This window comes from Mixta hanseatica (assembly GCF_023517775.1).
GTDB lineage: Bacteria > Pseudomonadota > Gammaproteobacteria > Enterobacterales > Enterobacteriaceae > Mixta > Mixta hanseatica.
The window spans coordinates 1,451,002-1,464,545 of record NZ_CP082904.1 but is presented as its reverse complement, the minus strand read 5'-3'; the positions used below and the strand labels follow the sequence as shown (position 1 = coordinate 1,464,545).

The window sequence follows — 13,544 nt, the reverse complement described above, 5'->3', positions numbered from 1 at the left end:
CGCTCTGTGGTAAAACCGCTCGCCCGTGACCTTAATTCGCCACGGGCGTTTTTTTAGCGCCGCGCCATACACTGCTGATAACGGCTGTTTACCCGCTGAGCAAACCAGGCGGTAGTCAGATTGCGGGTGATTTTCGGGCTTTCCAGACGGATGCCCGGCAGCATTTCACGCGGCAGTCGGCGTCCGGCCTGTTTATCCGCCAGTGCAAAAACCTGCTTCCACAATTCGCTTTCTTCAAAGTCGAGCTTATCGCCCTTTTCCAGATCGCGCCGAATCGCCCGCGGGCTCATATCGATTTGCGCCGCCAGCGTGCGTACCGCCAGCTCCGTCGCCCCCGCCTTATCGGAACCATAGAGGATCAGGTCGCCATCCAGCGCCAGCTTCATGCCGGTGGCGCGCGCTACCGCCGCCTGAAACGCTGCATTGCGGCTGGCGTACCAGCCGGCGTTGAAGTCGGCGAAGCGGTACAGCGGCGCGCTATAGTTGACTGGATAGCCCAGCAGGTGCTTTACGCCGAACCAGATGCCGCCGTGACGGGTAAAGACTTCCTGACGGATAGAGGTGTCCACCGGCCACGGATAGCCCTGCTCGTTCGCTTCGGCAAAGGCGATGCTTACCTGCATTGGTCCACCGGTATGAATCGGGTTCAGATTGCCGAACAGCGTCTGGCCCATCGGCACCATATTGATAAAGTCATCAAAAATGGCGCTCAGCTCTTTTTCCGTGCGCACACTGTCCAGCCGATCGGCATAGCTGCGTCCGTTCGGCGACTTAAGCATCAGCGCGGTGCGCACCAGAAAAGCGGGAATATGCAGCCGCGCCGCCCGCTTGTTGATCTCGCCCCAGGCGATTTTCGGCAGGCCTGGCACCGGTGAGTCGGCATTAAAGTTGGTTTCCTGATCGGCCACGGCGATTACGGCGCAAATATTGCTGTCGCTGGCTTCGATCTGCTGCGTACGGAACGCGGTGGCCATATCGCTTGCCCAGTCCGATTTCTGTCGCACGTCGCCCGGCATCAGCGCAATGATGCGCGCCTGCATCTGCTGCGGGGTTTGCTGCGGCGTCTGTTTCTGTTTACTGGTACAGCCCGCCAGCGCCAGCAGCGCAACCAGCGGAAGAAGGCGTAATAACTGAGGTGACATACCTGTCCTTATCCATTTGAAGATAAGCGCACCTTAACCACTGCCGTGGCGAAATGCCAGCCCCCGCCCCGCTTTCATTCCCTGGCTCCCTGACTTTCTATTTCTCACTTTTGCGCTAACGTTAAGTTTTGTTAATTATTATTACAGGAGTTCCCGATGAAAACCTTATGGTTGCCGGTGGTTGCAGCGCTGACGCTGGCTGGCTGCGGCGGTAATAATACTCCGGCGCAGGTAAACACTCCCGGCGCGCCGACCTCGGCGAAAATGAAGCTGCTGGATACTGGCGCCGCCGCGATGCAGTCGCGCCCGCCGATTGACGCGATTAACGCCTATCTCGACGGCTTCCATTTCTACAACGGCGATAAAAACGGCCAAATGGAAGCGCACCATTATGTCACTATCCTGAATGATGACGTAATGCAGGCGCTGGTTTACGACGGCAACACGCGCGATGCGCGCCTGATGGGCGTGGAATATATTATCAGCGAGCGGCTGTATAAAACGCTGCCGTCGGAAGAGAAGAAACTGTGGCACAGCCATAGCTATGAGGTGAAATCAGGCACGCTGGTGGCGCCGGGGCTGCCGGACACGGCGGATAAGGCGCTGATGACCAAACTGGTCAACACCTATGGCAAAACCTGGCACACCTGGCACACCGACCGCGATAGAACGCTGCCGTTTGGTATTCCGGCGCTGATGATGGGCTTTACCGCCGATGGGCAGCTTGATCAGCGGCTGCTGAAAGATCGCGATGAGCGTATGGGAATTGATACGCGTAAAATGCGCCAGCAGCGCGCCGATATCGTCGCCCATCCGGTAGTAAAAGGCGCCAACGCCTGGCAGGATGGCGAGGTGATCCAACTGCAGCGCGTCGAGGGCGGCGGTGAGCACGCCCACGGCAGCACCGAGTTTGGCACCTCAGAACAGACGAAGCGCCACAAAGTAAGCCACTAATCCCAGCGGCCAGCCGCCTGTTGGTCGCTGTCGCGCGCCTCAACCCAGCGATCGCCTTCGGGCGTCGCTTCCCGCTTCCAGAACGGCGCGCGGGTTTTCAGATAATCCATAATGAATTCGGCGGAAGCGAAGGCGGCGCCACGATGCGCCGCGCTCACGCCGACAAAAACAATCTCATCGCCGGGAAACAGCTCGCCGACGCGGTGAATCACGCTCACCCGCTGTAATGGCCAGCGCGTGCGCGCCTCTTCCACAATCTCCGCCAGCGCCTTTTCCGTCATGCCCGGGTAATGCTCCAGCGTGAGCGCGGAAACATGCTCGCCCAGATTATGATTGCGCACTTTGCCGGTAAAGGTCACTACCGCGCCATCATCGTTACAGGCGGCAAGCCATTGATACTCCTCGGCCATGCTGAACGGCGCCTGCCCGACGCGAATGCGGGTTGTCATATTAACCTCCGGTCACCGGCGGGAAGAAAGCGACTTCGTCGCCATCCTGAAGCGGATGCTGAAGCGATACCAGCGTTTGATTAACCGAGGCCAGCAGCTTGCCGGCGCTCAGCGCCAGATCCCAGCGGTCGCCGCGGGTGGCCAGCGCGGCGCGTAGCTCTTCCACCGTGGCGTACTCTGCCGGCAGCGATAACGAAGAGGTCGCCACCAGTTCGCGTACCTGTGCGAAAAACAGCACATTAATCATTATCCACCGCCTGAAAATCGCCCGATTTGCCGCCGCTTTTTTGCAGCAGACGCACTGATTCAATCACCATATCTTTCTGCACCGCTTTGCACATATCGTAGATGGTCAGCGCCGCCACCGAGGCGGCGGTTAACGCCTCCATCTCGACGCCGGTTTTGCCGGTCAGGCGACATACCGACTCGATGCGCACGCGGTTTTTCTCCGGTTCGGCGGTCAGTTCAAGCTCAACCTTGCTCAGCATGAGCGGATGACAGAGCGGGATCAGCTCCCAGGTGCGTTTCGCCGCCTGAATACCGGCGATTCGCGCGGTGGCGAAGACGTCGCCCTTATGATGGCGGCCTTCGATAATCATTTGCAGCGTGGCGGGCGCCATCACCACGCAGGCTTCCGCGCGCGCTTCACGCAGCGTTTCCGCCTTAGCGGAAACATCAACCATATGGGCAACGCCGGCGGCGTTAATGTGAGTTAATTGCGACATAGTTATGATTTTTTCAGATGTGATACAAACTGGCAGGGGCGCGTACGGGCGTCCAGCTGCTCACAGATGATACGTTCCCAGGCGGTACGACAGGCGGAAGTTGAGCCTGGCATGGCGAAAATCAGCGTTTGGTTTGCCAGCCCGGCGACCGCGCGCGACTGTAAAGTGGAGGAACCGATCTCTTCCCACGACAGCATGCGGAACACTTCGCCGAAGCCTTCGATCTCGCGGTCGAACAGCGGCAGCAGCGCTTCCGGCGTACTGTTTTTGCTGTTAAAGCCGGTGCCGCCGTTGATCAGGATAACCTGAATATCTTCGCTGGCGATCCAGCTGGAGACCACCGCGCGAATGCGGTAAAGATTGTCCGCGACAATCGCGTGATCGAGAACCTGATGACCCGCTTCGGTCACCGCCTCGCGTAAATAGTCGCCTGAGGTGTCATCTGAGGCGTCGCGGCGATCGGAAACGGTCAGTACCGCAATCCGTAGCGCCTGAAATTCCATTGTGGCTTTGCCCATGCTTTACTCCGCGTTTAGCCGCCGATAAATGAAAGATTTTGCGTAATGCCGGTGTTGCCCTGATGCAGGAAGTGCGTCTGCTTTTTACGCCCGAGGCTGGCGGCGATGCGCGCCTGCAGCTCAGGCTGCTGCGCATCGGAAGCCAGCAGATCGCGCAGCGGCACGCCGCCGTCGCCAAACAGGCAAAGATGCAGATTGCCGATGGCCGAGACGCGCAGGCGATTGCAGCTGGCACAAAAATCGCGCTCGTAAGGCATGATCAGGCCGATTTCGCCCTGGTAGTCAGGATGGCTAAACACCTGCGCCGGACCGTCGCTGCGTGCCCGGACCTGACGCTGCCAGCCCTGCATAATCAGCTGATCGCGGATTACTTCGCCGGAAATATGATGACGTCGAAACAGATCGCTGCCCTCGCCGGTTTCCATCAGCTCAATAAAGCGTAGCTGAATCGGGCGGTGGCGAATCCAGTCGAGGAAGGTTTGCAGGCTGTGATGATTAATATCGCGCATCAGCACGCTATTGACCTTCACCTTGCTGAAGCCGGCCTCAAAGGCGGCATCGATACCGCGCATCACCTGGTGGAATTTATCCTGACCGGTGATGGCATGAAATTGACGCGCATCAAGGCTGTCAACGCTAACGTTGATGGAGGTCAGGCCAGCCTCGCGCCAGCGGGCGACATCGCGTTCCATACGGTAACCGTTGGTAGTGACCGCCAGCTGACGAATACCCGGATTTTCACGTACGGCAGCGATAATATCGACAAAATCGCGGCGCAGGCTCGGTTCGCCGCCGGTCAGACGCACTTTTTCCGTGCCGGCATCGGCAAATGCGCGCGTAACGCGCCGGATCTCATCAAGCGAAAGGAAACTTTTGTTTGTCGCGCCCTGCGGCTTATAGCCATCAGGCAGGCAGTAGGTGCAGCGAAAGTTGCACACATCAGTGATCGACAAACGCAAGTAATAGAACTTGCGGGCATAGGAATCAATAAATTGGGTCACCAGAACACCTTTCCAAAATGGGAGATGCAGTCATTTCTTTCTGCACCCTGGCAGCTCGCGGCTGCGGCCAGTGCCCCCTATCTGTCGACGTAGGCGCAAAGGCTTGAGTGTGGTTTTGCCTGTTAAACAGGAATCTGCAAATAGTAACGCCATTTATCCGGGTATGCCACGTTCAATTTCGTTATATAACCTCTTATATACCGAGCATTTATCGCTTTTAGCCGCACGATCGCCACATTTTCTTGCACAATGCTTTTAATTGTTAGCAAGCGAAGCCCGGACGATGATTGCGATAAGGCATTTCTGCGCACTGATCGCTAAATCAACCTCTTCCCGCTGCGGCCGGAGAGTATTAAACGTCCTGAGAAACGATTATCCTGTGCCGACCCGACGGTTAAGGTTACCGTCACTTATTGTCAGGAGAATTATGCGTAATCGTACCCTTGCGGATCTGGATCGGGTGGTCGCCCTGGGCGGCGGGCACGGACTGGGACGCGTGATGTCGGCCCTTGCTTCGCTGGGTTCACGTCTGACCGGCATCGTGACCACCACCGATAACGGCGGCTCGACCGGCCGCATCCGTCAATCGGAGGGCGGCATTGCCTGGGGCGATACGCGTAACTGCCTGAACCAGCTGATTACTGAGCCGGGCGTAGCCTCGGCGATGTTTGAGTATCGCTTTACCGGCAATGGCGAGCTGGCCGGGCATAACCTCGGCAACCTGATGTTGAAAGCGCTCGATCATCTTAGTGTGCGGCCGCTGGAGGCGATTAACCTGATCCGCAATATGCTGAAGGTGGACGCCCTGCTAATCCCAATGTCGGAGCAGCCGGTCGATTTAATGGCGACTGATAGCGAAGGCCATATGGTGTATGGCGAAACGGCGATCGATACCCTGGCGGCGATGCCGCAGGATTTGATGCTGCATCCCAACGTGGCGCCCACGCGTGAAGCGCTGGAAGCGATTGCCGAAGCCGATCTCATCCTCATCGGTCCCGGCAGTTTTTTTACCAGCCTGATGCCGCTGCTGCTGATGAATGAAATGGCGCAGGCGCTGCGCCGCACGCCTGCCCCGCTGATTTTTATCGGCAATCTGGGGCGCGAGCTCAGCCCCGCCGCTGCCAGTCTGCGGCTGGAAGATAAGCTGGCGATAATGGAAAAATACATTGGCAAAAAGGTTATTGATGCGGTGGTGGTCGGCCCACGGACAGATGTGCAGGGTGTAACAGATCGGTTGATTGTGCAACAACCGCTGGAAGCGGCAGATATCCCCTACCGTCACGATCGCCAGCTGCTGCGTCTGGCGCTGGAGCAGGCGATACAGGCGCTTGGCTGAGGCGTTTTATCTTTTCTTTCTAGCTCGCGCCTGCGCCCATAAAAAAAGCCGCGCCTTTTCAGGCTGCGGCTTTTTTCGATAGTCGATATTTACGAAGCGGCGATAAACAGTTCGCGCAGCTGATGTAGCTGATCGCGCACGTTGGCGGCCTCTTCGAACTCCAGGTTTTGCGCATGCTGTTGCATCTGGGTTTCCAACTGATGGATCTTCTTCTGCAAGGCCTGCGGCGTAAGCGCCAGATAATCGGCTTCGGCCTCGGCGGCGCCGCGGCTACTGCTCTTGCCGCGCGTTTTGCCTTTGGTCGCGCTTTTGCCCAGTTCCAGAATATCGGTGATCTTCTTATTCAGGCCCTGCGGCACGATGCCGTGTTCGGTGTTGTATTCGATCTGTTTCTCACGGCGGCGCTCGGTTTCACCGATCGCTTTCGCCATTGACGGGGTAATGCGATCGCCGTAAAGAATCGCCTTGCCGTTCACGTTACGCGCCGCGCGTCCGATGGTCTGGATCAGCGAGCGCTCAGAACGCAGGAAGCCCTCTTTATCCGCATCCAGGATCGCTACCAGCGACACTTCCGGCATATCGAGCCCCTCACGCAGCAGGTTGATGCCGACCAGCACATTAAACTCGCCCAGACGCAGATCGCGGATAATCTCCATACGCTCGACGGTATCGATATCGGAGTGCAGATAGCGTACCTTTTCGCCATGCTCTTCCAGATATTCGGTCAGATCTTCCGCCATACGCTTGGTCAGCGTGGTCACCAGCACGCGCTCGTTGATCTCGACGCGTTTGCGGATTTCCGACAGCAGATCGTCCACCTGGGTCGCCACCGGACGCACTTCAATAATCGGGTCGAGCAGGCCGGTAGGCCGCACCACCTGGTCGATCACTTCGCCAGCCGATTTTTCCAGCTCGTAGTTGCCCGGCGTCGCTGAAACGTAGATGGTCTGCGGCGCCAGCGCCTCGAACTCTTCAAATTTCATCGGGCGGTTATCCAGTGCCGACGGCAAGCGGAAACCATACTCCACCAGCGTCTCTTTACGCGCCCGGTCGCCGCGGTACATGCCGCCGATCTGCGGGATGGTGACGTGGGATTCATCCACCACCAGCAGGCCATCCGCCGGCAAATAGTCAAACAGGGTCGGCGGCGGCTCGCCCGGTCCGCGTCCGGAGAGATAGCGTGAATAGTTTTCGATGCCGGAGCAGTAGCCCAACTCGTTCATCATCTCCAGATCGAACTGGGTACGCTGCGTCAGGCGCTGCTCTTCCAGCAGCTTGTTGTTCGCCAGCAGGTTTTTACGCCGGTCGGCCAGCTCAAGCTTAATCTCTTCCATCGCCTGCACAATGCGCTCGCGCGGCGTCACGTAGTGCGTTTTCGGATAGATGGTAAAACGCGGCACGACGGAATCAATCTGCCCGGTCAGCGGATCGAACAGCGACAGCCGCTCAACCTCTTCATCAAACAGTTCGACGCGCAGCGCCAGGTCTTCCGATTCCGCCGGGAAAATATCGATCACTTCCCCGCGCACCCGGAAGGTACCGCGCTGAAATGCCTGATCGTTACGGCTGTACTGCAGTTCTGCCAGACGGCGCAAAATGCTGCGCTGGTCGATGATCATGCCGCGCGACAGGTGCAGCATCATTTTCAGATAGAGGTCGGGATCGCCCAGGCCATAGATGGCCGATACCGAGGCCACCACGATAACGTCGCGCCGCTCCAGCAGCGCTTTGGTGGCGGAAAGACGCATTTGCTCGATATGTTCGTTCACCGAGGCGTCTTTTTCGATAAAGGTGTCAGAGCTGGGCACATAGGCCTCAGGCTGATAGTAGTCGTAGTAAGAGACAAAATACTCGACGGCATTATCGGGAAAGAACTCTTTCATCTCGCCATACAGCTGCGCCGCCAGCGTTTTGTTGGGCGCCAGCACCATCGTCGGCCGGTTAAGATCGGCAATCACGTTGGCAACAGTGAAGGTTTTCCCGGAGCCGGTCACCCCCAGCAGCGTCTGGTGTGCCAGACCGTCCTCAAGCCCCTCTTTCAGACGACGTATCGCCTCTGGCTGGTCGCCGGAAGGCTGAAAGGCGGAGTTAAGTTTAAAGGCTTTACTCATTAGAAATGATCTCTGCTGAAGAATTGCACGGACAGGAGGATAATTTTACTCCGCTTCGATGATTTTTCCAGCGCGTGACACTGGATATATAATCAGTCATTTTGCCCGATACCCCTGGAAAAGGCAAAGCGACAATTTTAAGACTTATCATTACATGGGGATAATATTAAGAGACACAAGGTTATCCCCAAGCAGGCGAGCTATTTAACATTTGTCAATAGGCGCAGCGTAAAAGCGACGGCGGAAAAAAGCGCGCGCAATCGCAGGCTTGATTTTAATTAACTTGTTGAAGTTAAATAAAATATAAATAAAGCCCAGTTTCGCGCCAGTTCAGGAAAAAGCCGCGCCCGCTCTGGCCTGCACGTTGTTTTCACTCGGTAATGCACATGGTTATCCACAGGAATAGTGGATAACTGTTTACAGGCCCCGCAACATCGGGGGTGAATAAAATTCCCCCCGGGGGCGTAACAGAGATGAAATATTTTTTTTTCGACTTTTTGCGCCTGACCTGCCGCTGAATTTTCCTGTTAAGCGCCTGCTATTCGGCGTTATCAGCCTTTTCCCACAGTAAACGTCAAGCCGTTATTAATTAATTTTTCTGCCATATGATGGGTCTTTTGCACCATAAGCGTGACCTCATCGGCACCGTCAACGTGCAGCTGGTTTATTACCCCCTTAAATTATTAAGGATTTCTGACCATTCCCGCTAATGTCCTCTGCGCAGCAGCCGTCTTTCAGCGGTTCCCCATACATTTGGCCTGCGGATTGCAAGAAAGAATGGACCTCCCCTGACGGCTGACCGCTCAGCCGCAGGGCGAAAAGGCGGTGATATCACCTCGCCGACGTCTGTTACCTGCCCGGCTTAACCGCAGGCGGGCAGAATGATTTGAACTGTACGGAAGGAGAATATCAGATGCTGCGTTTACGTTCGGTCAATCAGTTCTACGGTAAAAATCATATCCTGTGGGATGTGGATCTTGACCTGCCGCCCGGCACCTGCACCGGTATTATCGGCCAGCCCGGGATGGGAAAAACCACCCTGGTAAACTGTATTATGGGTCACCTGCCGATTAACAGCGGCAGCATGATATGGCAGCAGGCGGGATCGCCGCCGGAAAATTTACTGATGCAGCCGGCGGCAACGCGCGCGCGGTTGGGTATCGGCTATGTGCCGCAGGGAAGGCAGATTTTCTCCCAACTTAGCGTTGAAGAAAATCTGCTGATCGCCCTGCTGGCCGGACAGCAGGATCGCCACTGCGCTATCCCGCCGCTGGTATATGATCTTTTCCCTACGCTATGGCAGCAACGTCATCAGCGCAGCGGCGATCTGCCGCCAGAACAGCAGCAGAACCTGGCGCTGGCCCGGGCGCTGGCGCTGCAGCCTCAACTGCTGATTTTGGATGAGCCGACCGAAGGAATGTCGCCATGGCTGGAGGAGGAAACCGGTAATTTGCTGCATCGGCTGAACCATGAATTTGGCCTGACCATCCTGCTGCTGGAGCAGCGCGTTTCCGTTATCCGGCGCGTGGCGGACTACTTTCTGCTGCTGCATAGGGGACGCAACGTGGCGCAGGGCCACGTTGCACAGCTGGATGAAAACATAGTGGATAAATGGCTGGCGGTAAGCTGAAAATGCCCGTCAGCCGGGCAGGCGCAGATAGTCGCCCAGCGCCACGCCCTCAATCTGTTCGAGGAACGGAATTTCGCCCAGCAGCGGCGCCGGCAGGCGTTGTTGCAGGGTAGCCATATATTCCTGATGGCGTCTGCCCGGCGGCTGAATATCGTTAGCGATCCAGCCCGCCAGCGGCAGTCCGGCGTTGCGGATCGCCTCTGCGCTGAGTAACGCGTGGTTAATACAACCCAGTTTAATGCCCACCACCAGAATCACCGGCAGCTGCTCCTGACGTACCCAGTCGGCATAGGTTTGCTGCTCTGACAACGGCGTATACCAGCCGCCCGCGCCCTCGACCAGCACCCACTCCGCCTTTTCCCGCAGCGCCTGCAGGCCAGCAGAAAGCCGGGCGAATTCAATTGGCTGACCGGTATCGGCGCTGACGATGTGCGGCGAGGTTGGCTCGATAAATACCAGCGGGTTCACTTCCTCATAGCTCAACGGCACGCTGCTGTTACGCTGCAGCGCCAGCGCATCGCCGTTGCGAATGCCTTCAGAGGTCATTTCACTGCCGGAGGCTACCGGCTTATAACCTGCGGTGCGCAAGCCCGCGCGGTTAGCCGCCTGCAACAGCGCGCTGCTGGCAACGGTTTTGCCCACTTCAGTATCGGTCCCGGTCAGGAACCAGCAGTTACTCACAATCAATTACTCCAATAACCAGTTGATAAGAGAGGCGATAACCGCGTTCGTCCTGCGGCCAGTGCTGCGCCAGCTGTTGCAGGCGCTGACGCGTCAGTAGCCCGCTGGCGCGCCCGTGATGAATATGGGTAGCGCCGATGCCTTTTAGCGATTGCAGCGCGCTACGCACGTCGGGAAAGCGCTGCTCTACCGTTTCGCTGATCAGCTGCAGCGCCAGGCCGTCGCCAGCCTGCCGGATCGCCGCCTCGGAAAGAAAGGTATTCACGTGCTGGTAATCATCCAGCGCCTGCCACGCGCTGCGCACCTCATGCAGCGACTGGTCGGCAAGAGTAGAAAACAGTATCCGGCCGCCGGGACGCGTCACCCGACACAGCTCACGCAGCCCCTGCGCCAGGTCATCGCACCATTGCATCGCCAGGTTGCTCCAGCTGACATCCACGCTGTGGGCGCGCAGCGGCAGCGCTTCAATATCGCCCAGTAGATAGTGATGCGCCGTCTCATCGCGCCGTGCCTGCGCCAGCATCCCCGGCGAAAGATCGAGGGCAATCACCTGATGCCCCTGCTCGCGAAAGCGTCGGCTGAACCAGCCGGTGCCGCAGCCGGCATCCAGCACGGTGGCGCTGGGCAGGGACGGCTGCTGCGCCATTAACTGCTCGCCGCTATAGCGTTGCAGCTCGGCAAAGCGGTCATAACCGCCTGCCGCACGGCCAAACGCCTGCGCCACCGCCTGCTTATTCACTTTGTGTGTCATACAGCGCCTCCAGCAGCCGATCGATCTCTTCCGCCGTGTGGCGTGCGGTTAAGGTAATGCGCAGCCGCGCGGTGCCCGGCGGCACCGTGGGCGGACGAATCGCCGTCACCCAGCAGCCGCGCTGACGCAGACGGCTGGCGAGCATTAGCGCCTGGCTGTCGTCGCCCACCAGCAGCGGCTGGATGGCGGTGGAGGATGGCAACAGTGTGCAGGGAAGCTGCGCCGCACCGCGGCGGAAGCGGGCAACGTTGGCGGCCAGCCGTTCACGCAGTTCGTCGCCCTGCTGTACCGCACGCAGGGCGGCGCGCAGCGCTTCTGCCTGCGCCGGCGGCATCGCCGTGCTGTAGATCAGATGACGGGCGAACTGCAGCAGATAATTGGCGGTATCGCTGTCGCACAGCAGCGCCGCGCCGCTGATGCCAAACGCTTTGCCAAAGGTGACGATCAGCAGTTCCGGCCGCACGCCCTGCTGCCAGCAGCTGCCGCGCCCCTGGTCGCCCTGCACGCCGATGCCGTGTGCATCATCCACCAGCAGCCAGCCGCCCGCCTGCTGCGTCAACTGATGCAGCGCAGGCAGCGGCGCGCTGTCGCCATCCATACTGAACACGCCTTCGGTGATGACCAGGGTTTCGCCAGCGTGCTGCGCGGCTAACAGGCGTTGCAAACTCTGCGGCTGATTATGGGCAAAACGACGCAGCGTGGCCGGACTGAGACTGGCCGCCTCCAGCAGCGAGGCGTGCGAGAGTTTATCCGCCAGGATGCGGTCGCCCGTGCCTGCCAGCGCGCCAATCACCGCCTGATTAGCGGCGTAGCCGGAATTAAACAGCAGCGCGCAGGGATAGCCCAGCCAGTCCGCCAACTCCGCTTCCAGCGCGGCATGCGGCAAGGCGTAGCCGGTCACGTGACCGGACGCCCCGGCGCCGACGCCGTAGCGTTCGGCACCCTGCTGCCAGGCCTGTATCAGGCGCGCATCGTCGCTCAACCCAAGGTAATCATTGCTGGAGAAATTACAGTAGCGCATGCCGTTATGCAGCAGCCAGCCTGCGTGGCTCTTTTCCAGCAGGCTGCGCTGGCGTAAACGCTGTTGCTGCTGGCGCTCGGCCAGCGCCGTCGCGATTCGATGTTGCCAGCTCATTACTGGGCCGCGTTGTAATACTGCGGGGTATCGACATTAACCAGCTGCTGCGCCAGCGCCTGCTGCTGCTCGTTATCGCCAGCATCGGTATGGGTATGTTCAGGATTAAGGCCCAGCTTGCGGAACAGCAGCAAATCTTTATCCTCTTCCGGGTTCGGCGTGGTAAGCAGCTTGCAGCCGTAGAAGATAGAGTTGGCGCCGGCCATAAAACACATCGCCTGGGTCTGCTCATTCATCTGCTCGCGGCCTGCGGAGAGGCGTACGTGCGAACGCGGCATCATAATGCGCGCAACGGCGATGGTGCGGATAAAATCAAACGGATCGACATCTTCGTTATCCGCCAGCGGTGTGCCTTTGACCTTAACCAGCATGTTGATCGGCACGCTTTCCGGCGGCGTCGGCAGGTTCGCCAGCTGAACCAGCAGCGCGGCGCGATCTTTTACCTCTTCGCCTAAGCCAACGATACCGCCGGAGCAGACCTTGATGCCCGCCTCACGCACTTTTTCCAGCGTATCCAGACGCTCCTGATAGGTACGGGTAGTGATGATATTGCCGTAAAATTCCGGCGAGGTATCAAGGTTATGGTTGTAAAAATCGAGCCCGGCCGCTCCCAGCCGCTGCGCCTGTTCATCGTTCAGCGTGCCCAGCGTCATGCAGGTTTCAAGCCCCATCGCCTTCACCCCCTGCACCATTTTTTCCAGGTAGGGCATATCGCGATCGTGAGGGTTTTTCCAGGCCGCGCCCATGCAGAAACGAGACGATCCCGCCGCCTTCGCCTTACGCGCCGAGGCCAGTACCTCTTCCACTTCCATCAGGCGCTCCGCTTCCAGCCCGGTTTTATAACGGGCGCTCTGCGGGCAATATTTACAGTCTTCCGGACAGGCGCCGGTTTTGATCGATAACAGCGTACTCACCTGTACCTGACGCGGATCGAAATGCTGGCGGTGTACCTGCTGCGCTTCAAACATGAGTTCAAGAAAAGGCTTATTAAACAGGGCCTGAGCCTGTGCGAGCGTCCAGCGCATTGACATTGCTTACTCCAGAAAGGGTCGTTTTTATCATGGTATCTGATGTAGACTTGTAAACTAAATCTTTTTATTTTGGTTTACAA

At 58.2% G+C, this 13,544-nt stretch carries 14 protein-coding genes and 1 riboswitch; of the genes, 3 read left to right on the top strand and 11 right to left on the bottom strand.

Translation table 11 applies throughout. The features are described from left to right. Positions 1 to 53: 53 nt before the first annotated feature. Entirely contained in the window at positions 54 to 1,142 is a 1,089-nt protein-coding gene (locus tag K6958_RS07135; RefSeq protein WP_249893988.1) for a DUF1615 domain-containing protein, read from the bottom strand. 156 nt (positions 1,143 to 1,298) lie between these two features. Between K6958_RS07135 and K6958_RS07130 the strand changes: the two genes are divergently transcribed. Then, complete coding sequence (locus K6958_RS07130) at positions 1,299 to 2,096, top strand: OBAP family protein (protein WP_249893987.1); 798 nt, start codon at positions 1,299 to 1,301, stop codon at positions 2,094 to 2,096. On the opposite strand, the gene moaE is transcribed toward K6958_RS07130, so the two are convergent. The 5 genes from moaE to moaA form a co-directional block, all read right to left on the bottom strand. Further along, a complete protein-coding gene (gene moaE, locus K6958_RS07125; RefSeq protein ID WP_249893986.1) occupies positions 2,093 to 2,545 on the bottom strand; it encodes a molybdopterin synthase catalytic subunit MoaE in 453 nt (150 codons plus the stop codon). The genes K6958_RS07130 and moaE overlap by 4 nt on opposite strands. A gap of 1 nt (position 2,546) precedes the next feature. Next, positions 2,547 to 2,792, bottom strand: coding sequence for a molybdopterin synthase sulfur carrier subunit (moaD, locus tag K6958_RS07120; protein ID WP_249893985.1), 246 nt, complete (start codon positions 2,790 to 2,792; stop codon positions 2,547 to 2,549). Continuing rightward, the gene (moaC, locus tag K6958_RS07115; RefSeq protein WP_249893984.1) at positions 2,785 to 3,270 is read right to left on the bottom strand and encodes a cyclic pyranopterin monophosphate synthase MoaC; all 486 of its coding nucleotides are present in this window, start codon (positions 3,268 to 3,270) and stop codon (positions 2,785 to 2,787) included. The genes moaD and moaC overlap by 8 nt, the downstream gene beginning before the upstream one ends. 2 nt (positions 3,271 to 3,272) lie before the next feature. After that, a complete protein-coding gene (gene moaB, locus K6958_RS07110) occupies positions 3,273 to 3,788 on the bottom strand; it encodes a molybdenum cofactor biosynthesis protein B (protein ID WP_249893983.1) in 516 nt (171 codons plus the stop codon). A gap of 14 nt (positions 3,789 to 3,802) precedes the next feature. After that, complete coding sequence (gene moaA, locus K6958_RS07105) at positions 3,803 to 4,789, bottom strand: GTP 3',8-cyclase MoaA (RefSeq protein WP_434085193.1); 987 nt, start codon at positions 4,787 to 4,789, stop codon at positions 3,803 to 3,805. Further along, positions 4,779 to 4,911: riboswitch (molybdenum cofactor riboswitch) on the bottom strand. Its footprint overlaps the gene before it by 11 nt. A gap of 305 nt (positions 4,912 to 5,216) precedes the next feature. Here moaA and K6958_RS07100 point away from each other — a divergent pair. Beyond that, positions 5,217 to 6,125, top strand: coding sequence for a gluconeogenesis factor YvcK family protein (locus K6958_RS07100; protein ID WP_249893982.1), 909 nt, complete (start codon positions 5,217 to 5,219; stop codon positions 6,123 to 6,125). Between the two features lie 89 nt (positions 6,126 to 6,214). Here the strand turns inward: K6958_RS07100 and uvrB are convergent, their stop codons facing one another. Continuing rightward, positions 6,215 to 8,236 (bottom strand): excinuclease ABC subunit UvrB, encoded by a 2,022-nt coding sequence (uvrB, locus tag K6958_RS07095; RefSeq protein ID WP_249893981.1) that lies wholly within the window; start codon positions 8,234 to 8,236, stop codon positions 6,215 to 6,217. Between the two features lie 913 nt (positions 8,237 to 9,149). Here uvrB and K6958_RS07090 point away from each other — a divergent pair. Beyond that, positions 9,150 to 9,866 (top strand): ATP-binding cassette domain-containing protein, encoded by a 717-nt coding sequence (locus K6958_RS07090; RefSeq protein WP_249893980.1) that lies wholly within the window; start codon positions 9,150 to 9,152, stop codon positions 9,864 to 9,866. Positions 9,867 to 9,875: 9 nt separating this feature from the next. Here K6958_RS07090 and bioD read toward each other — a convergent pair whose 3' ends face one another. Genes bioD through bioB form a run of 4 tightly spaced genes read right to left on the bottom strand, consistent with a single transcriptional unit; the run spans position 9,876 to position 13,464 of the window. Next, on the bottom strand, positions 9,876 to 10,547 hold the full coding sequence (gene bioD, locus K6958_RS07085) for a dethiobiotin synthase (protein ID WP_249893979.1): 672 nt from the start codon (positions 10,545 to 10,547) through the stop codon (positions 9,876 to 9,878). Further along, positions 10,540 to 11,298: a malonyl-ACP O-methyltransferase BioC gene (gene bioC / locus K6958_RS07080; protein ID WP_249893978.1), complete on the bottom strand. Its 759-nt coding sequence runs from the start codon at positions 11,296 to 11,298 to the stop codon at positions 10,540 to 10,542. The genes bioD and bioC overlap by 8 nt, the downstream gene beginning before the upstream one ends. Then, the gene (gene bioF / locus K6958_RS07075) at positions 11,279 to 12,433 is read right to left on the bottom strand and encodes an 8-amino-7-oxononanoate synthase (protein ID WP_249893977.1); all 1,155 of its coding nucleotides are present in this window, start codon (positions 12,431 to 12,433) and stop codon (positions 11,279 to 11,281) included. Before bioF ends, bioC begins: the two co-directional genes overlap by 20 nt. After that, the gene (gene bioB, locus K6958_RS07070; protein ID WP_249893976.1) at positions 12,433 to 13,464 is read right to left on the bottom strand and encodes a biotin synthase BioB; all 1,032 of its coding nucleotides are present in this window, start codon (positions 13,462 to 13,464) and stop codon (positions 12,433 to 12,435) included. The genes bioF and bioB overlap by 1 nt, the downstream gene beginning before the upstream one ends. Positions 13,465 to 13,544: the final 80 nt, after the last annotated feature.